At 46.8% G+C, this 26,352-nt stretch carries 27 protein-coding genes, 1 pseudogene and 1 other annotated feature; of the genes and pseudogenes, 24 read left to right on the forward strand and 4 right to left on the reverse strand.

Annotated elements, in window-relative coordinates; all coding sequences use genetic code 11:
• The first annotated feature begins 103 nt into the window (after positions 1 to 103).
• The 6 genes from E1757_RS21685 to E1757_RS21710 all read left to right on the forward strand — a co-directional run bounded on the left by E1757_RS21685 (position 104) and on the right by E1757_RS21710 (position 8,327).
• Positions 104 to 1,684, forward strand: coding sequence for an ABC transporter substrate-binding protein (locus E1757_RS21685; protein WP_133232018.1), 1,581 nt, complete (start codon positions 104 to 106; stop codon positions 1,682 to 1,684).
• Positions 1,681 to 2,649: a nickel ABC transporter permease gene (gene nikB / locus E1757_RS21690; RefSeq protein ID WP_220446518.1), complete on the forward strand. Its 969-nt coding sequence runs from the start codon at positions 1,681 to 1,683 to the stop codon at positions 2,647 to 2,649. The genes E1757_RS21685 and nikB overlap by 4 nt, the downstream gene beginning before the upstream one ends.
• Positions 2,642 to 4,444 (forward strand): nickel transporter permease, encoded by a 1,803-nt coding sequence (gene nikC, locus E1757_RS21695; protein WP_133232020.1) that lies wholly within the window; start codon positions 2,642 to 2,644, stop codon positions 4,442 to 4,444. Before nikB ends, nikC begins: the two co-directional genes overlap by 8 nt.
• A gap of 26 nt (positions 4,445 to 4,470) precedes the next feature.
• Complete coding sequence (locus tag E1757_RS21700; RefSeq protein ID WP_165972222.1) at positions 4,471 to 5,274, forward strand: ABC transporter ATP-binding protein; 804 nt, start codon at positions 4,471 to 4,473, stop codon at positions 5,272 to 5,274.
• Positions 5,258 to 6,043: a hypothetical protein gene (locus E1757_RS21705; RefSeq protein WP_133232024.1), complete on the forward strand. Its 786-nt coding sequence runs from the start codon at positions 5,258 to 5,260 to the stop codon at positions 6,041 to 6,043. The genes E1757_RS21700 and E1757_RS21705 overlap by 17 nt, the downstream gene beginning before the upstream one ends.
• A gap of 343 nt (positions 6,044 to 6,386) precedes the next feature.
• Positions 6,387 to 8,327: a heavy metal translocating P-type ATPase gene (locus E1757_RS21710; RefSeq protein WP_133232026.1), complete on the forward strand. Its 1,941-nt coding sequence runs from the start codon at positions 6,387 to 6,389 to the stop codon at positions 8,325 to 8,327.
• Positions 8,328 to 8,378: 51 nt separating this feature from the next.
• Here the strand turns inward: E1757_RS21710 and E1757_RS35900 are convergent, their stop codons facing one another.
• Entirely contained in the window at positions 8,379 to 8,552 is a 174-nt protein-coding gene (locus E1757_RS35900) for a hypothetical protein (RefSeq protein WP_165972223.1), read from the reverse strand.
• Positions 8,553 to 8,747: 195 nt separating this feature from the next.
• On the opposite strand from E1757_RS35900, the gene E1757_RS21715 reads away from it, so the two are divergent.
• Positions 8,748 to 9,419: a DUF899 domain-containing protein gene (locus E1757_RS21715; protein WP_133232028.1), complete on the forward strand. Its 672-nt coding sequence runs from the start codon at positions 8,748 to 8,750 to the stop codon at positions 9,417 to 9,419.
• A gap of 175 nt (positions 9,420 to 9,594) precedes the next feature.
• Here the strand turns inward: E1757_RS21715 and E1757_RS21720 are convergent, their stop codons facing one another.
• On the reverse strand, positions 9,595 to 10,581 hold the full coding sequence (locus E1757_RS21720; RefSeq protein ID WP_133232030.1) for a LacI family DNA-binding transcriptional regulator: 987 nt from the start codon (positions 10,579 to 10,581) through the stop codon (positions 9,595 to 9,597).
• Positions 10,582 to 11,060: 479 nt separating this feature from the next.
• Here E1757_RS21720 and E1757_RS21725 point away from each other — a divergent pair, with 479 nt between their 5' ends.
• The 10 genes and pseudogenes from E1757_RS21725 (at position 11,061) to E1757_RS21760 (ending at position 19,260) form a co-directional block, all read left to right on the forward strand.
• Positions 11,061 to 12,365, forward strand: a complete 1,305-nt coding sequence (locus tag E1757_RS21725; RefSeq protein WP_133232180.1) for an ABC transporter substrate-binding protein — start codon at positions 11,061 to 11,063, stop codon at positions 12,363 to 12,365.
• Between the two features lie 141 nt (positions 12,366 to 12,506).
• On the forward strand, positions 12,507 to 13,451 hold the full coding sequence (locus E1757_RS21730; RefSeq protein WP_425464858.1) for a carbohydrate ABC transporter permease: 945 nt from the start codon (positions 12,507 to 12,509) through the stop codon (positions 13,449 to 13,451).
• 3 nt (positions 13,452 to 13,454) lie between these two features.
• A complete protein-coding gene (locus E1757_RS21735; protein ID WP_133232032.1) occupies positions 13,455 to 14,291 on the forward strand; it encodes a carbohydrate ABC transporter permease in 837 nt (278 codons plus the stop codon).
• A gap of 54 nt (positions 14,292 to 14,345) precedes the next feature.
• Positions 14,346 to 15,854: an arabinosylfuranosidase ArfA gene (gene arfA / locus E1757_RS21740; RefSeq protein ID WP_133232184.1), complete on the forward strand. Its 1,509-nt coding sequence runs from the start codon at positions 14,346 to 14,348 to the stop codon at positions 15,852 to 15,854.
• Positions 15,855 to 16,066: 212 nt separating this feature from the next.
• Complete coding sequence (locus tag E1757_RS21745; protein WP_133232186.1) at positions 16,067 to 16,651, forward strand: LOG family protein; 585 nt, start codon at positions 16,067 to 16,069, stop codon at positions 16,649 to 16,651.
• A 156-nt stretch (positions 16,652 to 16,807) separates the two neighbouring features.
• Positions 16,808 to 17,359, forward strand: coding sequence for a phosphotransferase (locus E1757_RS37100; protein WP_342774585.1), 552 nt, complete (start codon positions 16,808 to 16,810; stop codon positions 17,357 to 17,359).
• Between the two features lie 59 nt (positions 17,360 to 17,418).
• Positions 17,419 to 17,502 (forward strand): annotated as a pseudogene (locus E1757_RS37255) (hypothetical protein); the annotation flags it as partial.
• Positions 17,503 to 17,505: 3 nt separating this feature from the next.
• Positions 17,506 to 17,757, forward strand: a complete 252-nt coding sequence (locus E1757_RS37105) for a hypothetical protein (RefSeq protein ID WP_342774586.1) — start codon at positions 17,506 to 17,508, stop codon at positions 17,755 to 17,757.
• Positions 17,758 to 17,950: 193 nt separating this feature from the next.
• A complete protein-coding gene (locus E1757_RS21755; protein ID WP_133232034.1) occupies positions 17,951 to 18,211 on the forward strand; it encodes a DUF2164 domain-containing protein in 261 nt (86 codons plus the stop codon).
• 335 nt (positions 18,212 to 18,546) lie between these two features.
• The gene (locus tag E1757_RS21760) at positions 18,547 to 19,260 is read left to right on the forward strand and encodes an HAD family hydrolase (RefSeq protein WP_133232036.1); all 714 of its coding nucleotides are present in this window, start codon (positions 18,547 to 18,549) and stop codon (positions 19,258 to 19,260) included.
• A 40-nt stretch (positions 19,261 to 19,300) separates the two neighbouring features.
• On the opposite strand, the gene csaA is transcribed toward E1757_RS21760, so the two are convergent.
• Entirely contained in the window at positions 19,301 to 19,630 is a 330-nt protein-coding gene (gene csaA / locus E1757_RS21765) for a chaperone CsaA (protein ID WP_133232038.1), read from the reverse strand.
• A 200-nt stretch (positions 19,631 to 19,830) separates the two neighbouring features.
• Positions 19,831 to 20,095: a binding site (T-box leader), on the forward strand.
• 67 nt (positions 20,096 to 20,162) lie between these two features.
• Here csaA and asd point away from each other — a divergent pair.
• The 5 genes from asd (at position 20,163) to E1757_RS21790 (ending at position 23,361) form a co-directional block, all read left to right on the forward strand.
• On the forward strand, positions 20,163 to 21,242 hold the full coding sequence (gene asd / locus E1757_RS21770; RefSeq protein ID WP_133232040.1) for an aspartate-semialdehyde dehydrogenase: 1,080 nt from the start codon (positions 20,163 to 20,165) through the stop codon (positions 21,240 to 21,242).
• Between the two features lie 213 nt (positions 21,243 to 21,455).
• The gene (locus E1757_RS21775; RefSeq protein WP_133232042.1) at positions 21,456 to 21,824 is read left to right on the forward strand and encodes a hypothetical protein; all 369 of its coding nucleotides are present in this window, start codon (positions 21,456 to 21,458) and stop codon (positions 21,822 to 21,824) included.
• 59 nt (positions 21,825 to 21,883) lie between these two features.
• Positions 21,884 to 22,204, forward strand: a complete 321-nt coding sequence (locus tag E1757_RS21780) for a hypothetical protein (RefSeq protein ID WP_133232044.1) — start codon at positions 21,884 to 21,886, stop codon at positions 22,202 to 22,204.
• Positions 22,201 to 22,722, forward strand: coding sequence for a 7TM diverse intracellular signaling domain-containing protein (locus E1757_RS21785; RefSeq protein ID WP_133232046.1), 522 nt, complete (start codon positions 22,201 to 22,203; stop codon positions 22,720 to 22,722). Before E1757_RS21780 ends, E1757_RS21785 begins: the two co-directional genes overlap by 4 nt.
• Before the next feature lie 219 nt (positions 22,723 to 22,941).
• Entirely contained in the window at positions 22,942 to 23,361 is a 420-nt protein-coding gene (locus E1757_RS21790; RefSeq protein ID WP_133232048.1) for a GNAT family N-acetyltransferase, read from the forward strand.
• 172 nt (positions 23,362 to 23,533) lie between these two features.
• Here the strand turns inward: E1757_RS21790 and E1757_RS21795 are convergent, their stop codons facing one another.
• Positions 23,534 to 24,499: a helix-turn-helix transcriptional regulator gene (locus E1757_RS21795; RefSeq protein WP_133232050.1), complete on the reverse strand. Its 966-nt coding sequence runs from the start codon at positions 24,497 to 24,499 to the stop codon at positions 23,534 to 23,536.
• 183 nt (positions 24,500 to 24,682) lie between these two features.
• Between E1757_RS21795 and modA the strand changes: the two genes are divergently transcribed.
• Positions 24,683 to 25,534 (forward strand): molybdate ABC transporter substrate-binding protein, encoded by an 852-nt coding sequence (gene modA, locus E1757_RS21800; protein ID WP_133232052.1) that lies wholly within the window; start codon positions 24,683 to 24,685, stop codon positions 25,532 to 25,534.
• Positions 25,531 to 26,202, forward strand: a complete 672-nt coding sequence (gene modB / locus E1757_RS21805) for a molybdate ABC transporter permease subunit (RefSeq protein WP_133232054.1) — start codon at positions 25,531 to 25,533, stop codon at positions 26,200 to 26,202. The genes modA and modB overlap by 4 nt, the downstream gene beginning before the upstream one ends.
• Positions 26,203 to 26,352 lie beyond the last annotated feature (150 nt).

The raw sequence follows: 26,352 nt of genomic DNA on the forward strand, positions 1-26,352 counted from the left end.
GGGGGGTGAGTTCAAACATATATTGACGTTAAGTTACTATACGGTTAGAATCATAATAGTAATAATTACGAATTATGTAAAATCAGTTGGAGGTTGTTCTTACATGAAATCCGGAAGTCGCAAGTTTCAAGGTTGGGGGGCAATTATTGCAGCCTTCCTTATGGTCACGCTGTCTGCCTGCGCGTCCAAGCCAAACGAGGGCACTCAGCCGGCAATATCCAATGCCGCAAAATCCGCGGAAGCAGCCAAAGAGCAGGTATTGAAATATGTTACCTTGAATATGCCGCGTTCTTTGGACCCTGTCCATATCGACGCTCAGCGGATTACATCGGACGGCATTGCAGAGCCGCTAGTCATGCTTAACGATGACGGTTCGATAAGACCATGGCTCGCCAAGTCTTGGAAAAATATCGAACCTGCGTTGTGGGAAGTGGAGCTGCAGCCTGACGTCAAGTTTTGGAGCGGGGCGTCCATGGATGCCGCCGCCGTGAAAGCGGCACTGGAACGTCACCAAAAGCTGAATAAACGAGCTCCGTCTCAAATTGGCGGCGTGGAATTTATCGTCAAAGACAAGCTGCATTTGCAGATGAAAACGGCTAAGCCTGATCCTAACTTTATTTTCAAGCTTAACGGATTTGCCATACATAACGTCGAAGAAGCTACCCGCTTGGGAGATAAATTCAACTCGCAAGCGGATTTGACAGGCTTTATGAAGCCCGTGCAGTTCACCGCGGGCGAGTTGTTGATTGCAGAAGCGTTCCCGGGCTATTGGGGAGAAAAGCCCAAACTACAGCGGCTGGAAGCAAGACTGGGCGCGGATGCGCAAGCGCGTCTGTTGGCGCTCAAGAACGGCGATGCCGATGCGGATATGAACGTAGAAGTCGAACAGCGTGTATCATATGAAAAAGACCCCAAGTTCGCAACTTACTTCCCGATCGGACAGACGACCAATTTATGGCTGAATATGAAAAAGGTGCCCGAGCTGCAGGATAAACGTATTCGCATGGCGTTGAACCTGGCAGTAGACCGCAAAGAGCTTATTGACGGCGTAAGCCGCGGTTTTGCCTCCAAAGCGACAGGGCATTTCCCGGCCGGGCTTCCTTATGCGATTGCGACAAGCACTGAAACGGATCGGGTTAAAGCCGAGAAGCTGCTGGACGAAGCGGGATGGAATAAAGGTCCCGACGGGATTCGAACCAAAAACGGCCAAAAGCTTAAATTCAAAATATTGACCTACACCGTATTTCAGCCTTTGGCAGTTGCCCTGCAGTCGCAGCTGAAGGGTGTCGGTGTTGAAATTGAGCTGAATCCGGTAGAAACGACGGCTTCCAACCAAATGATGCTCGACGGCAATTTTGAAACGGCAACCTATTGTTCCTGCGGCACCGCAACCGGCGATATCGGGGGTCAATTATATTCCTACTATTATACAGGTGTCGCCTCCAACTATGGCGGTTACAGCAATCCGGAGGTGGATAAGCTGATCAACCGGTTGAGCTCCGAGTTTGACGCCGGCAAGCAGATGGAGCTGGCCAAACAGCTTCAAACCATCGTTCAGGAGGACGTTCCGATTATTTATTTATTCAATAACACCCGTTGGGGCGCCGCTTATAACAAAAAAGTGCAGGGCATCGATAAAAATATGCAAACCAAAATTGTTCCCGGGATGTATATTTCCAAATGAAGCTGATTCGCTATTTAACGATTCGAATGCTTCTTACGGTTCCCGCTTTATTGGGCATAACGCTGCTTATTTTTTCCTTGATCCGATTTATACCCGGCGACCCTGCAAGGGCCATTCTGTTAACGATGTTCGATCCAAGCACGAATCTGGCTGATTTGGAAAAGGATGCGGAAGCTCTACATAAGCAGCTTGGGCTCGATCAGCCATTTCCCGTTCAATATGGAACATGGCTGTGGAAAATCATGCGAGGAGATCTGGGCATCTCTTTCCGCAGCAAGACGCCGATTCTCGAGGAGCTGCTGCAGTGCTTGCCGGCTACATTGGAGCTTGCCGGCGCTGCGCTGGTTATTATGCTCTTCATTGCGATACCGTCGGGTATCGCCGGAGCCGTGTATCATCGAAGGATCGCGGACCATGCGACCCGGATCATCGCACTGATCGGCGTATCGGTTCCCGGCTTTTTCTTAGGCTTGGTGCTGATGTACATCATGTCCGTAAAGCTCGGTTTGCTGCCGACGATGGGACGGGGCGGAGCAGAGCATCTGATATTGCCGGCCTTGACTCTCGGAATCGGTCTGTCATCGGTGACGGCCCGACTTCTTCGCACCAGTCTGCTGCAAGTATTTTCGCAAAAATATATGATGCTTGCGGAGGCTAAAGGGCTGCATCGCAGGACGATTCTGTTCAAGCATGCGCTGCCCAACGCGCTGCTGCCGGTGCTGACATCGGTAGGGCTTCTCATAGGGGGACTGATCGGAGGAACGGTCATTATTGAGACAGTGTTTTCATGGCCGGGAGTAGGACGCTATGTAGTCGACGCCATTACGGGAAGAGATTATCCGGTCATCCAAGCCTTTGCCTTGCTGATGGCAGTCGTTTACATTTTATTGAATTTGATTGTGGACATCACTTACCGGTGGATGGACCCGCGTGTCCGGCTGGAGCAGGAGGGACAGCATGGATAAAAGATTCGGCCAGCGTCTTTTGCTTGCGCTGAAAACGGACCCTTTGGCAATCATTTTATTGGCCCTAGTTGCAGTCATTATTGCGATGTCCGTCGGAGGGACATGGTTTTCAAGCTACGATCCGGTCCAGGTCGATTATAAGCAGGCGCTCTTGCCGCCTTCAAGCGAGCATTGGCTTGGAACGGACAATTATGGCAGAGATGTGCTGTCGAGATTGATGCATGGGGGGATTGCTTCACTGGGTGCTTCGTTGATAGCAGTCAGCCTCATCATCTCGTTAAGTCTGGCGATCGGGCTTGCAGCAGGTTATTTCGGCGGTTGGCTCGATATGGCGCTTACCCGGTTGATGGATGTGCTCTTCTCGTTCCCGCAGCTGGTGCTGGCGATTGCTCTTGCCTCCTTGATGGGGCCCGGACTGACCAGTCTGATGATTGCCGTAGCGGCGGTATCGTGGCCGTCCTTTGCACGAATTTTTCGAAGCTTCGTACTGTCGGTGCGCAACGAGGGCTATGTCCAGGCTGCCCGAACCTCGGGCATTCCTGCCTGGAAAATCATAACCACGCACATACTCGGATCGATTGCCGGTCCTATTCTTGTGCTGGTTACACTGGATATCGGCAGCATTATTTTGAGCATAGCCTCCATGTCTTTCCTTGGCTTGGGCATTCGTCCGCCGCAGCCGGAATGGGGAGCCATGCTTAACGAAGGGCGCGCTTATATTGAAGAAGCGCCATGGCTATTCCTTGCGCCCGGCTTGACGATTTTCCTGATGGTGCTGGGAACCAACTACCTGGGGGATACGCTGAAGGACGCCCTGGAGCCGAGGGCGATACAAATGCCGCGTTTGTTTGGCGGCAGTAAAAAGCGGAAGCGCATGGAGCCAGTGGTCGTGAAAGCTCATAGCTCCAAGACCGGCCAACATGCGAACGTATGTTCGCATCCCGAGCTGCCAGTCACGGCTGGAAATACGGCATCTGTTCTTTCGATAGATGGCTTGCATGTAGCCGCTTCGGAAGGGATGCACGGCCAGCCCAAGCCGATTCTTGAAAATATTTATCTGGAGCTGAAGCCGGGAGAATGTCTCGGTTTGGTCGGCGAAAGCGGCTCCGGCAAAAGCACGCTGGCGCATGCGATCATGGGACTGCTGCGATCGCCGCTCGAGCAAACGGCTGGAACGATCCGTTTAATGGGCGAGAATACGAGCCGCTGGGAGTGGAACGACTGGCGCAAAGTGCGCGGCAGTCATGTGGCTTATATTACGCAGGACCCTATGGACTCGCTCAATCCCGTACTTACGATAGGGGAGCAGCTTCGGGAATGTTTGATCGCGCACAGGGATAAGGATGGCGGCCTAAGCCAAGCAGAGGCCAAACGTAAGGTACGGGAGCTGTTGGAGCAGACGGGCTTGCCGGAAGAAACGTATGGCCGATTTCCCCATCAATTGAGCGGCGGTATGCGGCAGCGGGTCGTCATTGCAATGGCAGTCATCAATGAGCCGCAGATCATTGTCGCGGATGAACCTACGACCGCGCTTGACGTTAGTACGCAAGCCCGGATTTTGGAATTGCTTATCGCGCTCCGTAACGAACGAAAATTAGCGCTGATCTTTATTACGCATGATTTGAGATTGGTGACCCATATTGCAGATCGGATTTGCGTGATGAGAAATGGCCGTATGATAGAACAGGGGGATGTTCGATCGGTATTTACGAATCCGCGTGAAGCTTATACCAAGCAGCTGCTGGAATCGATCCCTTCGTTACGGATTCTGTCTCAGCTCCGCAAAGTGAAGTGATGCGAATGACGAGGAGGAGAAACATAATGCTGGAGCTTGAAGGAATCCAAAAACATTACCAACGGAAACGAGTGCTGGACGCCGTATCGTTCTCCATTCATCCCGGTGAAATTGTAGGACTGATCGGAATGTCGGGCTCCGGGAAAAGCACTTTGGCCCGCTGCATAGTCGGCTTGGAGCAAGCGGATGCGGGCCGCCTGCTCTGGAACGGGAAAGCCTTGACGGACAGGGCGGTCAGAAAAACATGTTATCAACATATTCAAATGGTGTTTCAGGATCCGCGGAACAGTCTTAATCCCACCTGGACGGTTAGAAGGAGTCTGCTGGAATCGTGTCGGCAGTTTCAACCGGCCAAAAGCATGAACGAATATGACCGCATGTTGGAGAGCTTGCTTGAATCGGTCGGTTTGGATATGGATTACTTGCGCCGTTATCCGCATGAGCTGAGCACCGGCCAATGCCAGCGGGTCTGCCTGGCCCGATCGCTTGCGCCCGAGCCCAAGCTGCTTGTTCTGGACGAGTGTCTTTCCGCTCTGGACGTTTCGATTCAGGCACAGATGATCATGCTGCTTCAGGAGCTTCATCATAACCGGCAGATGAGTTATTTGTTTATATCCCACGATATCGCCGTAGTCGCGTCGCTGTGCCAGCGGGTGCTGGTCATTCAACACGGTGCAATCGTTGAGGAAGCAGGCGTACATGAACTGATTCATGCCCCCAAGCATCCGTATACGCGGTCGCTGCTTGCGGATACGCCGGTTTTTCCCGAATATATGGACGTATCCGAATGCGAGCAGGAGAGGAGCGATGAATATGCATACCAAGGTTGATTTTAATTTTCTGGAGAGCAAGTATCATATATTAACAAAAGATCTTCCCGGCTCCGTTCTCTCGGCAAGTTTATCCGACCTGCAGGACAAGGAAAAGGCCATGCAGCTCATCCGGTCGGTCATGCGTATTATCCGCGCGGGCCAGCCGGATATTGCCGCTTTTCATCTTTCCAGTTGGCTCGGTATGGTCTGCTCGGCCGTTCAGGCTTCCTTATCGCTGTACGATACCGTACTGCTGCTTTCCCCGGAACGAATCCGGCTTCACATCATGATGGTCGATGGACGTCGAAACGTATCGTTCCTTGTAGAGGATATAGAGCACATTTGCATATCTATTGAAAGGGCAAGGGTTTCACGCGCGGAAGCTTTGAACCGCTTTTATGAGCGGACGGTGTTTCCGATATTGCGCGGCATGGCATTGGCGGCAGGTACGAGGGAAAGTCAGCTCTGGGCGCAATTTGTGACCAGGATGTATAATGAATCGGATTACATGAGCAACCATGCAAGCTTCAAGGACAGGGAACATTGGATTAAATGGGATTTTGCGCTGCTGCTGAATGAACTGAGACTGGAGAAGCTTGAATTGCGGCGCAATCCTTTCGATGTGAAGTTCAATTGGATCGGGCAACTGCATAATCCGGATGAACTAACACGGAAAAAAACGGCTTGTTGTCTTGCTTATATGACCGGTACCGCTCATGGCTACTGCTACACTTGTCCCCGGCTGGATGAAGCAGGACGAAGAGAAAGACGGCTATCCGCAAATTAGGGTTTAAGGAAGACGGCATTTTATGGGGATACTCTTTCTTTCATGGATAATACATTGATCAACGCTGCTTCTGCTTTCTTTTAAAAATGGAGTGGGGCTGCGGCGGCCAATCAAATGCTGAGGCACTCAAGCAAATTTGACAAAACCTGGTTTAAGCCATTTACTTTTGATTTGTTACAGATTATAATAATTATAAACATGTTTCCTAATGGAAACTTATTTGAATAAAGGAAAAACGAGAATCATTCTCGTTACACATGCTGCTCCTCTAAACAGGAGCAGCATGTACCATTTTAAGGGGACTAATAATGGATTTCATTCTCAATGAGAAGGAGCGATAGCAATGATTTCAACTTTCCAATCTGCGGATAACACAAAAAAACAAGAGATTATTCAACCTGAAGCCAAGAAAGCGAACGAGTTAACCGGTTGGCTAAGCCGGTACGGCGAGGGCGTGGCGGCATTAACCAGCGGTCTGTTTATTGTCGCTGCATGGGGAATCGGAAACGCCTCCCATACATGGGAAGTGATATTGTATTTGTTTGCCTTTGTTGTCGGCGGATTTGTAAAAGCGAAAGAAGGTCTGCAAACTTTGATTGCCGAGCGGGATCTGGATGTCAACCTGCTGATGATCGTTGCGGCGGTCGGAGCCGCCAGCATCGGTTACTGGGCGGAAGGAGCCGTTCTTATTTTTATTTTCTCCCTCAGCGGTGTGCTGGAAAGTTACACGATGGACCGGAGCCGCCGCGATATTTCCTCACTGATGGAGATGAAGCCTGAGACGGCTGTCCTTTACCGTAATGGCGAAGAAATGGCAGTCGGTATTGAACAACTGACGATCGGGGATACGATTGTAGTCAAGCCGGGAGAACGGATACCCGCGGACGGTATTGTGATTGAAGGGGCTTCTGCCGTCGATCAGGCAGCCATTACGGGGGAATCGATTCCAGCCGACAAAGGAGAGGGAGACGAAGTATTCGCAGGAACGTTGAACGGGCAAGGAGCATTATTCATTGAGGTTAGTCAGCCGAGCGAATCGACCTTGTTTGCCAAAATTATTCGTCTTGTTCAGGACGCCCAGAGCGAAAAGCCCGCAACACAGCGATTTATCGAACGGTTCGAACGTATTTATGCAAGACTCATCATATTCATCTCGTTTCTCTTTATTGTAACTCCGCCGCTGCTTCTAAACTGGTCATGGCAGCAGTCTTTTTATAAAGCGATGGTATTTCTTGTTGTTGCCTCTCCGTGCGCTTTGGTTGCTTCCATCATGCCGGCCATGTTATCGGCTATTTCGAACAGCGCCAGAAAAGGGGTATTGTTTAAAGGCGGGGCGCATTTGGAAAATTTGGCTCGTACAAAAGTCGTTGCTTTCGATAAGACCGGAACGTTAACGACAGGTCAACCCGTTGTAACGGATCTCATTGCTTTTCAGGGATATGACGAGAGTGAAATGCTGCAAATAGCCGCTTCCTTGGAGAGCTTGTCCGAGCATCCGTTAGCGAAGGCCATCGTACTTCAAGCTCAGGAAAAAGGTTTGAAAATTCAGCGTCCATCAGCGTTTACGACCCGTACGGGATGGGGGGTTCAAGCACAGTGGAATGGCGATGCCTGGAAAATCGGAAAACCCGCATTTATGGAAAAAAGCTTTGCAACCGAGCCTGTATTGGAAATCATCGACCGGCTGGAACGTGAAGGGAAAACCGTGACCGTCATGCACAATACGCATGGTGCTGTTGGTGTCATCGCACTTCGGGACAGTCTTCGTCCAAACGTGAAACAAACGATTGTCGCGCTTAAAAAGCAAGGTATCAAAGTTGCAATGCTGACTGGAGATCAGCGGCAAACCGCCAATGCGATTGCCCGGGAAGCGGGCATAGAGCTAATTTACGCGGAACTGCTGCCCGAAGATAAAGTGAGTCGGGTCAAGGAGCTGAAGCAAACGTACGGATCCATTGCGATGGTTGGCGACGGGATTAACGACGCTCCCGCCTTGGCCACCGCTACGGTAGGGATTGCCATGGGGACCGCCGGAAGCGACGCGGCGCTGGAAACAGCAAATATGGTGTTGTTGAGCGACGATATTGAGAAAATCTCGGAAGCGATCGTACTTGGTAAAAGAACCTTATCGATCGTCAAACAAAATATGGTATTCGCTCTCTCCGTCATCCTGCTGTTAATCCTGGCTAATTTTATTCAAGGAATTGCTCTTCCATTAGGTGTAGTAGGCCATGAAGGAAGTACGATACTTGTTATTCTTAACGGACTGCGGTTATTACGATAAACCGATCACCTCATGAAAACGGGCCCTGCGCAATCAAACGGCAGGGCCTTTTTATTGATCCGTTCTTCCCGTATAGGAGACACGAGATTTGGTGTGAGGGAGGAAAGGGGTATCCGCAGCAGCAGTTTTTCTTCGGATTGTTCGATCGTTTTCGATAGAAATAAAAATACAAAAAGCTCCAAGTCCAATAAGAATCATGGTAGTGACAGGAAGCAGCAAGCTCATCGACGCAACTCCTCAGTGACAAATAATGATAATCATTATCACTATTATAACCGATTTTTGCAAATGAGCAACCATATAAATAAAATTTTTATAGACGTTAAAGTTCGCAATTAATAAGAAATGATAATCAGCAATATTTGCTAATATATAAAGGGATACTTAACCAATTTTATAGCAATTTCAAGGAGGATGGGAATGGAAACGAACAAACAGGCACTTCCGCAAATTGTAAGCGAAGGCGAGTGGCAGACGGCTCGCGAACAGCTGCTCGTCAAAGAGAAGGAGCTCACTCGCGCGTTGGACGCGCTGGCCGCAGAACGCCGGAGGCTCCCGATGGTCCGGATCGACAAATCGTATGAGTTCGAGGGCGCGAACGGATCCGCGAGTCTGCTTGATCTGTTCGACGGGCGACGCCAGCTCATCGTCTACCACTTCATGATGGCGCCTGGCTCCGAACACCGCTGCCCGGGCTGTTCGTCCTTCACAGACAACATTGGCCATCTTGAACATCTGCATGCCCGCGATACAACGTTCATTCTGGTTTCCCCCGCGCCTTTATCACAAATTGCCCCCTACAAGGAGCGCATGGGCTGGAAGGTGCCCTGGTTTTCTTCCAACGGCAACAGCTTCAACATCGACTGCGGTGCGGGCAGCGGCTTCGGTCTGAGCGTCTTCCTCCGTGATGGCGACAGCGTATTCCGCACTTATTTTACAACGTCGCGCGGTGTCGACAGAATCAGGGCCGACTTCAATCTCCTTGACCTGACACCTTTCGGACGCCAGGAGGACTGGGAGGAATCACCCGAGGGATGGCCGCAAACCCGGCCATACATATGGTGGCGCCTGCATGACGAGTACGGAGATTGATCCATATTAAATATTAAGCCGACAAGCATCAAAAAGGCCGCCATCAGCCATATATCGGCAGCCAAAGCGGCCCGCCTCCTCTTGGAGTGCGGGCCGCTCTTTATGTTGATCAATAATCGGGAGATTGAAATTGCGTTGCGAGACAAGCTTTACGCTCCTAAGAGATCAAGGCCCTCTACAGGGACTCTCCTTCGATGATCTTATACTCGATAAGAGGGGGGGAAGTCACCGCTGATTTATCTATTTGTTCCAAAAGAACATCGACTGCCAGCTTACCCATTTGTTCCACATTGTAATGAACGGTTGTTAACTTTGGCGTAATGTATTTCAGTACATCGATATTATCGAACCCCAAGAGCCCGATGTCATCGGGAATACGAATTCCTTTATCCTTCAAGTAATTCATCGTTTCTAAGGCATACTGGTCACATGAACAAATAATGGCGGTACGTTTCAGCTTTAAATCGATATTATCCAGGGCGCGAATGTAATGTTTATCTGTCACGATAATAGGCTCCTCCGCAAAGTTCTTAAGGCGCATACCCTCGAGCAGTCCTTCCAACCTTTTTTCTTGTGTATAAATATTGCTTACACCGTGATAAGCGAGAGGAGGACAAATGTAAACGATACGTTGATACCCTTTATCAATTACATATTGTACAGCGTCACTCATGGCACTCCGGTCGTCGATTCCGATATAACTCCAATAGTCCGACAGCTTATTGCAAATGGTGACAATAGGGACATTAAACCGTTTCAAATACTGTTCAAAATCCGCTCCCTGATTGATCGGGAATAAGATGATTCCATCCACTTTCCGGTTCACAAGGTGTTCTATCGCTTGTTTCTCAGTTTCAAAGCTTTTATCTGTTAACAGGAGATTAACGAAATATTCCCGTTGTCTCGATTCCATTTCGATCGAATTCGTAAGCTGCGAAAAGGAACGATTATATAGATCAAAAAGGACCAACCCGATGGTTTTGGTCGTTCCTTTCGCCAAGCTGCGCGCTAAAAAGTCAGGCTGATAGTTGAGATCCGCAGCCACTTTCAATATTTTCTCTTTCGTTTTGAGACTAATCCCGGGCCTATCGTTCAGCGCTCTGTCCACGGTACCGTGGGACACCCCGCAAAGTTCGGCAATTTCTTTTATCGTAATGCTCATCGGGGATCCTCCTGCATAGTGTGCGCACACGGTGTGATTAACCCAAGTATAAATAGCTCCCCATTTTTTGTCAATAAAAACCGAACCATGTACAATTTATTTTAGCAGACCGTATTGACAGTAAAAATATCCCAGTGTTATAGTAAACGTGTTCGCACACGAAAATTTTGAAAGCGAATACAGACAGCTTGGTTTCCGACTTTAAATTCGCTTAACGTGATAAGCGGCGTTTATTTTACCACAAACCGTGCGCGCACACGAAAAGTGATAATGGCTTGGACAACTAACACGCATATTTTTTAAAATAAAAATGTGTGCGCACACGTAAGTTGAAAAGTTAAGTAATCATGATTTCACTCGTTACCTCTCTCATTTTCATGTTAACGCTTTCACTATTTTCTTTATTACCCGCGTTACTAGCCTGAATTAAGGTTGAGTATATAATTATCTCATTTAGAGGGGGCAACAGTATGTCAATCATGAAAAAACCGGTATTGTTAACCGTAAGCTCGATACTTTCCGCATCGCTCGTATTAGCGGGTTGCAGTGACTCAAGCGCACCGGCTCAAGGCACAGCTAAAGGCGGAGCAACAGAACTGACTCTATGGACCTTCAATGCACTTCATCAAAAATTTTATGAGAATGCGGCCCAGAGATGGAATGATGCGAATGCAAATAAAAAAATTACACTTAAGGCAACTACCTATCCGTATGACGATATGCACAACAAGCTGCTGCTGGCGCTGCAATCCGGACAGGGAGCCCCGGATTTGGCCGATATTGAAATCAGTAAATTTTCCAATTACCTTAAGGGGGATAAACCGCCTCTGGTTGAGCTGGATGATATCGTAAAGCCGGTTTATGATAAGCTGGTCAAATCGAGAATGGATATTTACAGCAAGAACAATAAGTTTTATGGCATCGATTTTCACGTCGGCGCTGTTGTTATGTACTATAACAAAGAACTGCTCGACAAAGCGGGAATAAATCCGGATAGCATTAAAACATGGGAGGATTATTACCAGGCAGGGAAAAAAGTCGTCGCGGCTACTGGTAAGCCGATGACGACAATCGAGACTCGGGACCAGTGGTCTTTCTGGCCTCTCATTGTGCAGCAAGGATCCGATTACTTCGATAAGGACGGAAAAGTGAGTTTAGATAATGCAACCAATATTAAAACATTGGAATTTCTCAAAACATTAGAGGATCAAAAAGTCGCCGTTGCTGCTCCGGGCGGCGGCCACCACAAAGAAGAATACTATGGATTTATGAACAAAGGCGGCGCTGCCTCCGTTATGATGCCAATTTGGTATATGGGCAGATTTACGGAATATATGCCGGATCTTAAAGGGAAAATTATTATCCGTCCGATGCCTGCATGGACAGCAGGGGGCAAAAGATCTGCAGGTATGGGCGGTACAGGAACTTCAATAACGAACCAGTCCAAAAATATCAGTCTTGCTAAGGAATTCCTCGCTTATGCGAAATTGTCCGAGGAGGGGAACAAGAAGATCTGGGAAGAGCTCGGCTTTGATCCCATTCGGTGGGATGTATGGGACTCTCCGGAGTTGAAAGCGGACAATAAATTTACCCAATATTTCGGAAAAGGAATTTTTGATATGCTTTTGCAGATTAAAGGTGAAATCGATTCTCCCCATACGACCGAAAAAATACCGTTTGCAGCCGATTTGGTGAAAAAGAATGTCATTTTCAAAGTGATTGAAGAAAAAAGCGCAACGCCTGAGCAAGTCCTGAAGGATGCTGCAAATGAACTAAGAAAATAAATACGCTCGGCAAATCGTTGGCCTTGGTATCAGGGCCAATGATTTGTACCGGTTCAACAAGTCTGTGCTTACGAAATAATTTTCTGGCGAGTGTATGCTTACAAAGCAGGCTTTCCATCGGAAAGTGCTGGGGGAGAGAAGATGAATAATAAAACGGCAGTTCAAGAACAGCTTATGGCGGTAAATAATTCGGGAAGGTGGATTAAGCGTGCTTTTTATTCCCAACACGCAGCGCCCTATGTGTTTATTTCACCGTTCGTAATTACCTTTCTTCTGTTCCAATTGTATCCGATTATTAGCTCCGTTATTATGAGTTTCCAGGAAATTATCCCTGGAGAAACCAAGTTTATCGGACTTAAAAATTATCAAGACCTTAACAATGAACATTTTTTTAAGGCAATATGGAACAGCCTTCGTTATACGTTCTGGTCGCTGGTCGTGCTTCTGCCATTTCCGATGCTGTTGGCCGTCTTTTTAAACTCCACCAACATGGTTGCCAAAAACTTTTTCCGGTCTACGCTGTTTATGCCTGCTCTTACATCCATCATTGTGGGCGGTGCGATTTTCAGACTTGTTTTCGGTACATTGGAAACAGCGCCGGCGAATGTTTTCTTATCCTTATTTGGGTTTGAATCGGTCAAATGGACTTCCAGCGCGGGGGCAGGCATGTTCATTATGGTCGCTTTGGCTTCTTGGCGTTGGATGGGCGTCAACCTTATTTATTTTCTTTCCGGACTGCAGAGCATTCCTCAAGAGCTGTATGAGGCAGCGGAAATGGATGGGGCCAACCGGTTCACCCAATTTTTTAGAATTACGCTCCCATTATTGAAGCCGGTAACGGTATATGTGCTGACGATCAGTATTTTCGGCGGGTTTGCCATGTTTACGGAGAGCTTCGTTTTCTGGAACACACAATCCCCTTCAGATATTGGCCTTACCATTGTCGGATATTTATATCAACAGAGCTTCGAGTTTTTTAACATGGGCTTCGGATCAGCTATCGGTATTGCTTTCCTGTTTATCGTCTTGTCGATTAACATTCTCCAGTTACTTATCACCGGCCAGTTCAGAAAGGAGAACGAATAGACTATGACATACACAGATAAATTGCAACGGGGCGTTCTTTTCGTAGTTTTTGTCATATTGGCTGTTGTCGCCTTGTTTCCTTTCTATGCTCTATTATTGGCATCATTCAAACCGCCAACCGAGCTGCTGAGGTATGGGTTGAATCTCAAGCTGCAGATCGACCTGTTAAGCTTCAAAAACTACCTCTATCTGTTTATGGGAGGCAAGGTTTATTTTACTTGGTATGCTAACAGCTTGTTGATTACTTTCTTGGCCACGCTGTTAACGTTGCTGTTATCGTCGCTTGTCGGCTATGGCCTGGCGGTTTATCAATTTAAAGGAAGAAACTTAACCTTTTTACTCGTCTTATTTGTAATGATGGTACCTGTTGAAATAATTATGCTGCCGTTATATAAAATGTCGATTGCCTTGAAGTTAATTGATTCGTATTGGGGCGTAGTTATTCCATTTGCGGTATCTCCTTTTGCCGTTTTCTTCTTTAGGCAATTTGCAGTGGGGATTCCAAAAGATTTTCTGGATGCGGGACGAATCGATGGCTGTACGGAATACGGCATTTTCTTTAAAATAATGGCACCGTTAATGGCTCCGGCATTTGGAGCTATGGCGATTCTGCAAGCGCTGCATCATTGGAATAACTTTATATGGCCGTTGATCGTGCTGCGTACGGATACTAAATTTACGCTTCCGATCGGACTGTCGTCTCTTCTTACGCCTTATGGAAATAATTACAGCATTCTTTTATCGGGGTGCATCATGTCCGTCCTTCCGTTATTAATTTTGTTTATCGCATTCCAACGCTACTTTATCTCCGGTCTGACCGTTGGAGGAGTTAAGGGGTAGCGAATTGCATCACCGACACTTCATTAAGAGACAAAAGAGGGAGTAAACCATATGTTGAATCTAAAAAAAGCGAAAATGATCCTGGACAAAGACTTCAAAATAGCACAAATTGACAAACGAATTTACGGTTCTTTTATTGAACATCTCGGTCGCGCGGTATACGAAGGAATTTACGAGCCCGGACATCCGCTTGCCGACGATCAAGGATTCCGTAAAGATGTCATTAGTCTTGTCAAAGAATTGAATGTGCCGATCATCCGTTATCCCGGCGGAAACTTCGTTTCGGGTTACAATTGGGAGGACGGCGTAGGACCAAAGGCCGATCGTCCGCGACGACTGGAGCTTGCATGGAGAACCGTTGAAATAAATGAAGTGGGGACGAATGAATTTGCGGATTGGGCCAAGAAGGTTGATTCCGAAGTCAATATGGCCGTTAACTTGGGGACACGAGGGATTGATGCCGCCAGAAATTTGGTCGAATACTGCAACCATCCATCCGGGTCATACTGGAGCGATCTCCGTATTTCTCACGGCTACAAAAATCCGCATAAATTTCAAACATGGTGCCTTGGCAACGAAATGGACGGACCTTGGCAGATCGGACATAAAACTGCTGTAGAGTATGGCCGTATCGCAAGCGAAGCGGCAAAGGTCATGAAGTGGGTGGATCCGACCATTGAACTTGTAGCTTGCGGAAGCTCGAGCAGCAGTATGCCAACCTTTGCCGATTGGGAAGCTACGGTTTTGGATCATACTTACGATCAAGTGGAATATATTTCACTGCATCAATATTATGGGAACCGGGATCATGATACGGCCAACTTTGTTGCGCGTTCTCTCGATATGGATGCCTTTATTCGCTCAGTAACAGCGATTTGCGATTATGTGAAGGCGAAGAAGCGAAGCAAGAAGAACATCAACCTATCCTTTGATGAATGGAACGTATGGTACCACTCCAACGAAGCGGATCGAAAGATGGATCCTTGGCAGATTGCTCCCCATCAGCTTGAGGATGTGTATACATTCGAGGATGCCATTCTGGTAGGCTGCATGCTGATTACGATGCTCAAACATGCGGACCGGGTGAAGATAGCTTGTATGGCACAGTTAGTTAATGTTATTGCACCGATCATGACGGACAGAGGGGGCGCTGCTTGGAAACAAACGATTTTCTACCCGTATATGCATGCTTCAGTATTTGGAAGGGGCACCGCATTGAACTCCATTATTTCGTCTCCATTATATGACAGTAAGGATTTTACAGATGTGCCTTATCTGGAATCGACCGCTGTATATAATGAGGAAACGGATGAACTCACGATTTTTGCAGTCAATCGGGATTTAGAAGAGCCATTGCTGCTGGAATGTGACGTTCGGAATTTTGAGGGCTACCGAGTCATCGAACATATCGTGCTTGAGCACAATGATGCAAAGGCTCGAAATACGATCAGCAATCCTGCGAATGTGATTCCGCACAACAGAGGAAACGCGGAGATTAAAGACGGCTATATCCAGTCTACATTGTCTAAGTTTTCGTGGAATGTTATTCGGCTGTCGAAATAACCCTGGCTGCTTACGGTATTGATCCTTAAAATCTGTAAGCACCATACGAAGCTGACTATAACCGCCACCGCCTGTATTGATTGGGTTTGTGGCGGTTTGTGTATCCGTTTCAGACCATTTGTGATATATCGCCGTTGCACTTTCCTTGAAGCGAGGCATAGTATAAGATAGTCTATGAGCAGGATGATGCAGAGAGGAAAGTGAACGAAGCAATGAAAACAATAGCTGTATTTTGTGGATCAGGTACCGGAAAAGACCCCATCTATATGAATGAGGCCAGGAAGCTGGGACAAACGTTAGCAGCGCATGGATTGGATCTTGTGTACGGTGGAGCCGTCGTTGGCTGTATGGGTGCCGTCGCCGATGCGGTATTGGAATCGGGCGGCAAGGTCATCGGAGTGATCCCCCAAAAATTGGTGAATGTTGAAATCGCGCATAACCATCTGACCGAGCTTCATGTCGTGGAAACGATGCATGAAAGAAAGGCGCTCATGGCACAGTACGCTGATGGCTTTATCGCACTCCCTGGCGGGACAGGCACCTTGGAAGAATGGTTTGAAGTTTTTACATGGGCACAGCTAGGGTATCATAACAAGCCGTGCGCCTTGCTTAACATTAATCAATACTATACGCCGATTTTATCGCTCTTTGACCATATGGTTGAACAAGGGTTTGTAAAAGGAGCGTATAAAGATTTAATTGTAACCGACGATGATTCAGCCCGCTTAATTGATAAGCTCAAGAGCTACAAAGCGGAGTATGTACATAAATGGAGCGCCTCATCAGTTAACGGATAAAAGCCGCTCCATAAAATTCGGAAGCAGGCTGCCGCACGGCGGCCTGTTTGTGCTTGTATAGGAAATGTTGCGCAGACAGATTAACTATACCTGAATAAGCTTTTGACTATCAAACATACTATGGGTACTATTGGGATGAAGGAGGGAAGAAGGTTTATGAACAAAATAAAATCCATGTTGAACCATCATTACGATCAACATATTATAGACGTTTTACCGCAGCAGGGCGGCTGGTCGGCACTTGCCTTTAAAGTGTGCGCCAACAAGCAGAGCTTCTTCTTGAAGATTTATGAAAAACGCAGAGCATCCACCCTTAGATGGACCGCTCTTATCGATATATATATACCGATCACGATTTGGCTCATGTGGCATAGCCGCTTGAAGGCTAAAATTCCTGTCCCTGTATTAACAAAGGACGGTCATTACAAGTGTGAAGATGAGGATGGCATTTATTTGCTTTTTGAATATATCGAAGGAGAAACCATTGGAGATAAAGATTTAACAGGCGAGCAAGTTCGCCAGCTTTCGGAACTAATATCGGAGCTTCATTTATTTGGCGAAGATGTGTCTGTTGAAACGGATACGGATGCTATCAAGGAAAATTTTGAAGTCCCGTTTCTGCAGAGGCTGAGAGATTTACTTGTTAAGGAGTTTCATCGCATTCCAACTGATGTTAGAGAAGCGATAACCCTCACATCGAACAAATAAATAGTTGGATAAATATCGTTGAAATGCTGTCTCTGCGCTTGAAGAGCAGCCATATAAGAATGGCTCTGTGCCATACGTATATTCACAATTGGAATCTGATGCAGTCCGGGCAACAACTCATATTGATTGATTGGGAAGGTCTGAAATTGGCTCCCGTTGAAGCGGATCTGATGTTTCTGACTGACAAGCCGTACTATCATGATTTTTTAACCGTCTATCAAAAAAAGCATCCCCATTTTGTCATCAATCCCGATGCACTGCAGTTTTACCAGGGCAGACGTAAATTGGAAGATATATGGGAATTTATCGAGCAGATTTTAAATGATAAGCAAGTGGGGGATGCAAGAACTACTACCTTAAAAAGCTTAAGAAAAGTATTGAAAGAGATTGACGACTAGGAAGTTGCGACTTTTCACACATCATTGCCGGGCAGCGGATTCATAATCAGTATATAATTAATATGGTTAATAATAAGTTTCGTTTAGTATTTATCAATTCGCTTACAGAAGGAAAATGGAATAGGCTGTCGAAGTTTTTTGAGGTTGTAAAAAATACTTAAACCTTGCAATTCAAGGGAGAAAGGACTTTTAAATGGTCATTGCTATTAAAATACCGAAAGAACAAAAAACAGAAATGATTAGGGACGTTCAAGCTTATTTTGAAGAAGAGCGTTCAGAAAGCATAGGGGATTTAGGGGCAGAGCAATTCATCGATTATATGATTAAAGTTCTTGGGCCGCATATTTATAACCAGGCAATAGAAGACTCGAGGAAATTAATAAGCGAAAAAATGAATCAACTGGATGATGAATTGTACACGCTCGAAAAACCTATTCAAAACTGGAAAAGGTGAGCCCCTTGGTGCAAAGTGGAATCTGAGGGAGTTATTTCAAGCAGGTGATCAGATGGAATTGGTTATTAAGGAAGCGGAAGTCAACCAAATGAATATCGTTTATACAACGATGAGGTACATTGGACGAGTATCGGTAATCCCGAACAACTCAATTATACGGAAATTGAAGAAATTCAATACCCGGAAGGGACAGATAGCTGGTACATTATGAAAAAGGATTTGAAATTCCCGGGATTTTGTAGAGGTAACGAGAACCCAAGTTAAAATTGGTATCGGAAGCAATCTGTTGTAAAGAAACAGAGAGCTGGGACTCAATTTGATTAAGGAGAGCCAGTATGAGTAATTACTTACTATGGGATTTTGATGGAACCCTTGGTTGGCGAATCGATGGTCTGCAAGGGAGAGCATGGAGCTCATCGATGTTAGAGGCAATTATTCATTTATATCCCGAAAACAGTAAAATATTGATTGATGATATAACGCCTCATTTAAGATATGGTTTTCCTTGGCATGAACCTGATATGGCACACACTCATTTGAACTCTTCCGAATTATGGTGGAAGCATATAAGGAAGGTGATGTCTGATGCTTACATGAAGTTAGCCTTTACAGAACAACAGGCAAATGAACTTTCCGTCGAAGCACAAAACAGGTTTGTTGATTTAAGTACTTGGGAGCTTTACGAAGATACAATACCTGTATTAAGCTCTTTACAAACTCACGGATGGAATCACATCATAGTATCTAATCATGTTCCGGAGCTTGAATTGATCATTAATCATCTGGGATTAGGCGCATATGTTGAGGAAATTATTAACTCTGCGATTATCGGTTATGAGAAACCGAATCCGGAAATATATAAACAAGCATTGGTGAAGGCTGCCGGCTCAAAAAACATCTGGATGATAGGAGATAATATTCATGCCGATATTTTAGGAGCGGAAGCAGCAGGTATTAACGCAATTTTAGTACGGAATGCCGATGAAAGAGCTAAGAACCAATTTGATCATTTATATGACCTGCAAAAATTTTTGATGCATATCGAATAGGGAAAGGACTGACCAAGAGTAACGAGGTATTCCTAAACTATCATGCAATTGGCGTTCCGTCAGGTACTTTCCCATCCGGTCTAAGCAGTACAACATCCCCCTTCTCAGGAACGCCTCCGAGCACCAGTACCTCCGATTCGAATCCGGCGATTCGTCTAGGCGGGAAGTTCACAACCGCCACGATCTGAATGCCCACAATGGTTTCCGGCGAATACCGGTTTGTAATCTGCGCACTGGAGCGTTTTATACCGAGCGGACCAAAATCAATCTTCATCTTGATAGCCGGAACGCGCGCTTCCGGGAAAGGTTCTGCCTCCAATACCGTTCCAACGCGAATATCATGTTGTATAAAATCATCAAAGGTTGCCATGAGAAAATCTCCTTCTACGTGGATTGCTATGCTTTTTCAATCTTTGCATCCACAGTTATTATAGTCAGATCATAAGATGACAAAACGTCTCGCTTCCAGATAAAAAATTGTTATAAATGTGCTCTCCTGCTTCAGTTAATACAAATTTGCAAAAATATCTTTACTCTATCAGGATGATCTGGTAACCTGATTTCAATAATTCAAATGCGATGAAGAGAAAAGTAAATAAATGGACTTTTTCACAGAGAGCTCCGATTGCTGAAAAGGAGTATAAAGTCGTTTATTGAAGAAAGCCTCCGAGCAGTACATCGGAACCGTAAAAGGGGATGGTGTAACAGGAGCTCCTGTTACAGAGCTAGAGTATAAGCATTTTTCGAAATAAATGCCGTACTTGAAGAGGCTGATATGGCGACATATTCGGCGAATCTGGGGTGGTACCACGAGCATACAAATCTCGTCCCTAAGACTAAGGTCTTGGGGGTGGGATTTTTTTTATTTGGTTTCATATCATAGGTTAAGGAGAGTGATCGCAATGTCCCGATTAAAAGCAGCGGTTGTCGGAGCAACCGGAATGGCAGGTCAGCAATTCGTTCAGGCTTTATCCAACCATCCGAATTTTGAAGTCGTCATTATGGTAACTTCAAGAACGGTGAACCATTATGAAGAAGCATTATTGGAAGCAAACGGGTCTTCAAGATGGACACAGTCCGAGCCGGTTCCAGATGATATGCGGGGAGTTCCTGTTGTGTCTTCGAAACAATTCCGACCGGATTCTGTCGATGTTATCTTTACGGCAATTGAATCCGACCTTGCCAAAGAGCTGGAGCCTTGGTTTGCACAGACGACTCCAACCTTCTCAACGGCATCGGCTTTTCGCTACTTTGACGATACCCCGTTACTCATTACCGGTGTCAATGATGAACATGCGGAATTAATACGAAAACAGCAGCGGGAACGCGGCTGGAAAGGATTTGTATTGCCTGTACCGAATTGTACGGTAACCGGACTTGCCATTACTTTAAAACCGCTGCACGAACGGTTTGGCATTAATAATGTCCTCATGGTTTCCATGCAATCGGTCAGCGGCGCAGGAAGAAGTCCCGGGATCCGTACTTTGGATATACTGGATAACATCATTCCGTACATCCCGAACGAGGAAGGTAAAGTAAGAAAAGAGCTTCAAAAGATACTCGGTCAATTGTCCGGCGAATACATCCAACCGGCAGAAATTAATATTAATTGTATATGTACGAGGGCAAACGTCTTGGACGGACACACAGAATCCGTGTTTGTAGGGTTAAGGAATCAAGCGGATTTAACTGAAATTAAGGAAGCGATCACCGGCTATAATCCATTCAATAATAAGAACCTGCATTCGGCTCCCGAGCGAATGATTCATATTTTTGACGATCCATTTCGTCCTCAGCCTCGTTTGGATCGCGATCTCGGAGGCGGGATGACAACAAGTATGGGGCGACTTGAGGAAGAACCGGTATTAGGCGGCGTGAAATATGTTCTGGTATCGCACAATACCAAAATGGGCGCAGGGAAAGGCGCAGTGCTGCTTGCTGAATCCATGTTGGAACAAGGCTTGCTGATTAAGAAACGATAGATTACATGAATGGCTGTAGACCTATTCCGTATGGGCAAATTACAGAAGCGGAAGCGACATTATCATTGCCCAGCTTGCGGACTACTTTCAGTAGACTTTTATATCAAAACGCCCCATTATAAAAGGTGTGCAGTTCCTATTATAATCGGGGCTATTATTATGTAAAACCTAAGTTTCTGCGCCTGGAAGCGGCAACCGGGGAAGGGGCATTACGTGATCCTATTTCAAAATCGGCGAATCCGATTCGCGCTGCTGTTAGCCATCATACTAGTTTCGATTGCCGCAGTGGTCCTGCCCTTCGCCGCTCCGTATTCCGGGAAGGCCGGTCCCCGGGCGAAGAACGGCGTACTGGACTTGCGAGAATGGAGCTTGGACAAAGATGGAGCGGTCCGGCTAAACGGTACCTGGTCCTTTTATTGGGAACGGCTGCTCACTTCCGCCGACATACTCGGAGCGAACGCTGCCAAATCGAACCTGCTCGCTGAAGTACCAGGTGTGTGGACGCGCTTTGGAAAACCGGGTCGCGGTTATGCGACACCAACGGGGAAGACGGATCGCTCGGTTTGCAAATTCCTGCCATAGCGCCGGCCTACCAAATCATCGTAAACGGGAATGTTATCGCAAAGGCGGGGACAGTCGCAGTGGACCGGTCAAACATGCACGCCGCCTACTCGCCGCAAACCGTCATATTCGATCCTCCCGGCAAGGAGTTTGACATCATCCTGCAGATCGCCAACGATCTCTACCCGCACGGGGGTGTTTGGTACAGCATGACGCTGGGCACCGAACGGGACATGCTGAATATGAAGCAGCGCAATTTGATTGTCGATATGGCGGTATTCGGCGGCTGCGCGCTGGTCGGCTTGTATCAAATAGCCGTTTTTCTGCTTCGCCGCGCAGAACGCTCGTCTTTGTATTTTGGCATTTGCTGCTTATTGGGCAGGAATTCAACAGCTTCATGATTAAGCTGCTCGCTTGGATCGGCTGCGGCTTCGTCGGGACTGTTCTGCTGCTCCCTACCGAAACTTATACCAATCTGATCGGATATTACAAGTATGTGTCGTTGTTTTGCCTGATCTATTTCATTTACGGGTTCACATTGGCCTTATGGCGCGGCCGAAGGAGCGCGTTGCTTCAACTGTTCGGTTGGCTTGTTTTTGTTGCTACAGCCATTCATGATATCGCATACAGTAATGACCGGATCATTTGGATTGACCTGCAACTTGTTCCCTATGGTTTTATCCTGCTTGTGTTTATTGAAGCGATGGAGCTTGCCAGACGGTTCACCAACGCGTACCGCACCATTGGGACCATGTCGGACGAATTGATCGCCATGAACCGGATGAAAGACGAATTTTTGGCCAATACCTCACATGAGTTGAAGACGCCGGCTTCACGCCAAGATGATTGCTCTGCTGCTGCTAATGAACAGACAAGCGGACGCGCGTTCGTACCACGAGCTTGCACTGGAGCTGCTTGATCATGCGGACGCACCGTCCGAGCTGGACATCTCGAAACTGTCCGCAAATCCGCATTCCTTGTTTTTTGAATAACTCGGAGGCAGTTCAAGTGTTTCATATGGTTACCAGCGAGCAGTAAATTGAATTCGAAAAGGGTTCGCAATAACGAAAGGAGTGACTGGAGTAATTAAAGAGTTTATAATAATTAACAAAATCAAGAACTAAATAGGAGCTTCGAAATGAACTATCAAATACGTTTTGGTCAAGCAGATGATTTGGAAGTAATTTCTGCAGGAGACCTGTCCATCCCTGGGCATATATTGAACTGGAAGCTTCAAAATCATGAAATTATAGTGGCAGAAGAAGAAGGTGAAATAGTAGGATACTTGAGATTGGAGTATTTATGGTCCAAGTACCCGTACATAGGATTGATTATAGTGAGGCCAGAGCTTAGAGAAATAGGGATAGGAAAGTCGATGCTCCATTTTTTGGAAGAACATTTAAGAAAACAAGGAATTCACACCCTGTACAGTTCTTCCCAGATCAATGAAGCGGAACCGCAGAAATGGCATAGACATTTAGGGTTTAAAGAGTGCGGAATCATTAACGGAATAAATCCGGGCGAGATCGGCGAAGTCTTTTTTGTAAAGAGCCTTTAAAAGGAGACGATGGAAGGAGCATCGCCACGGCTCCCGACGAAATCTTGCCCAGTCAAGTAATTCAAGCTGTACGCCACAGCCGCATGAGTGGTGATAATGATTGGAATAAGGGATCAGGGCGCCGGATGTTCGGCGCTCTTTTTCGTATACGAATAATGAGAAGTCATATCGACTAAAATGATGGTTCTAACGTTTCCAACAATATTTCTCCTGTTCGAGACAAGTCATAGCCTGAGATCGTTTGAAGCTCTTGTTTGAATTCCATGGACTGCAAAATTTGCAAAACGGAATGAATCCATGCTTGATTTTCCGTGCTTTTAAGCATGACGAGATCATAGCGTTCCCGGATTAACGGAATAAAATCGAGTTGTCCGACAATGGAGGCGGCTTTCTCTATGCCCACGCCAACATCGGCTTCACCGGATGCCACTTTGGACGCCACTCCCAGATGGTTGGTTTGTTCATTGTCATATCCGTCAAGCTGCCCGGGGTTGATTCCGTGAAGGCGGAGCTGTTCATCCAGCAGCACTCGCGCGCCGGAGCCTTTCTCCCGATTCACGAATCGCAAGCCTTGCCGGCTCAAATCAGTCCAATGTTCAAGCTGGAGCGGATTGCCTTGTTCGACGTACAAGCCGGCATTTCTGGAAAGCAGATTGACGACTATATAAGAAGATCCGACGAGCAGCCTGCGAATATAGGGGAGATTGTACTCTCCGGTATCTCCGTCCAGCAGATGAGTGCTTACGATGTCCGACTCACCGCGGTACATGGAGATCAAGCTGTCGAGGCTGCCGACAAATGAACGTAATGGCCGTATGCCGGCTATATGCTTCTCCATATGCTTGGCTAATATATCGAGTCCGATGTCATGCCCGGTTATGACGATAGGGCGAATCGCATTGATGGAAGCCGATGGAAGGGAACGTAAGGGCTGATTGGCCCCATCCGGGCGATTGGCATTCGTTTTGGTTCGTGCCCGTTGTTTATATGCTTCCAGATCTGCGGCATCCACTCGCATTTGCTTGCCAACCCGGTAAGAGGACAGCTCGCCTTTTTTGATCAGATCATAGACGGTGAGCTTGGATATTTTCAATAGCTTGGAAATTTCTTCGGTCGTATAAGACATGTCGCCGGGCATATCAGGATCCCCCTAGTCAACTGGTAAACTGCTTAGTTCTGTGCCTTATTATATCACAATTGGACCGGCAGGATGACTCCGAATCGATTGGATATCTTGCCGGCTTAAAGTTTACAACAACTCAACCCAAATGTATAATAAATATGCCTATTTATAATTATATATCATTTCGGAGGGGAATCTATGTATAATAAAATTAAAAACAGTATGATCCTATTATTAGTCTTAACGATGGCACTGGTGTTCTCAGGCTGCGGAACGGATCCAAAATCAGCATCAAATGTTAAGGTCGGTACGGAGACATCAAGCAGCAGTGCTCCTAATCAGAAGCCTGTTGAAACCGTAGAGCTGATTGTATCTGCCGCAGCAAGCATGACCGACGCTCTAAAGGAAATTCAGAAAGCTTATGAAACCAAAAATACTAACATCAAAATAAATTTCAACTTCGGCGCATCCGGCGCACTGCAGCAGCAGATTGAGCAGGGGGCGCCGGCTGACTTGTTTCTTTCCGCAGCAACCAAGAACATGAACGCGCTTGTAGATAAACAGCTAATCGATGCGAAGCAGCAAAAAAAATTGTTGACTAACGAATTGGTGGCTGTCATTTCCCCAGATGGAAAAGCTGCGATCGGGAGCGTGGCGGACTTGTCCAAGGCTGAACTGAAAAACATTGCGATCGGCATTCCGGAGAGCGTGCCTGCGGGTAACTATGCCAAAGAAGCGCTCACCAACGCGAAAGTTTGGGACAGCTTGCAACCTAAGCTGGTTCAGGCGAAAGACGTAAGACAGGTGCTTCAATATGTGGAAACGGGCAATGCGGATGCCGGATTCGTCTATAAAACGGACGCTCTGACTTCGCAAAAAGTGAAAGTCGCATTCGCTGTCGATCCGAAAAGCTATACGGCTGTCGAATATCCGATCGGGATCGTCAAAGCAACCAAGCATAGTAAAGAGGCTGAAAATTTGTACGCTTATCTGCAATCTCAACAAGCGCTTGACGTGTTTGTGAAATACGGATTTTCCGTCGTTCAATGATCGTATCGGCTATAAGTTGGCATGAATTTTGGGCGCCCGTCGTACTTTCCCTGCAAGTCGCATTGTTATCCAGCCTTGTCGTTATCGTGATCGGCGTCGGGGCTGCATGGTGGATGTCCCGACGATCGTTTAAAGGAAAGACGGTGCTTGAGACGGCTTTTATGCTGCCGCTTGTACTTCCTCCGACCGTGATAGGCTTCGTGCTTCTGGTCATGCTGGGACGAAAAAGCTGGTTTGGACAGTTCATCGAATGGCTGTTTGCCGCGCCGATCATATTTTCCTGGTGGGCTGCCGTCATCGCTTCAATTGTAGTGGCTTTTCCGCTCGTGTATCAAACCATGAAGGCAGGTTTTTCATCGGTTGACAAGGATTTGGAGGGAGCCGGGCGATCCATCGGAGCCAATGAATGGCAGGTATTCATCTATATAACGTTTCCATTGACCTTTCGTTCGCTTGTCTCCGCATTTATCCTCGGTTTTGCACGGGGGCTTGGCGAATTCGGGGCGACCTTGATGATTGCGGGAAATATTCCGGGAAAAACACAAACCATTCCAACTGCGATTTATGTTGCGGTTGATTCAGGCAATATGGCGATGGCCTGGGCTTGGACCTGTTCAATCATTATCATTTCCTTTATCATGCTGATGCTCACCAGACGAAGAAATTAAGTGTAAAGGGCCGGGAGTTAATTCTCTCGGCCTTTTAAATCTACTCAAATCGGGTACGTATGTGGTAATATTAACCTATTTAGATAAAGTGGAGAGGTATTCTGCTATTCCGGTTCCCGATTCGAATACAGCTGTTTGAGAGTGATGTTG

Origin of the sequence: Paenibacillus piri, assembly GCF_004354045.1 — a bacterium.
In the GTDB taxonomy this organism is placed as follows: Bacteria; Bacillota; Bacilli; order Paenibacillales; family NBRC-103111; genus Paenibacillus_S; species Paenibacillus_S piri.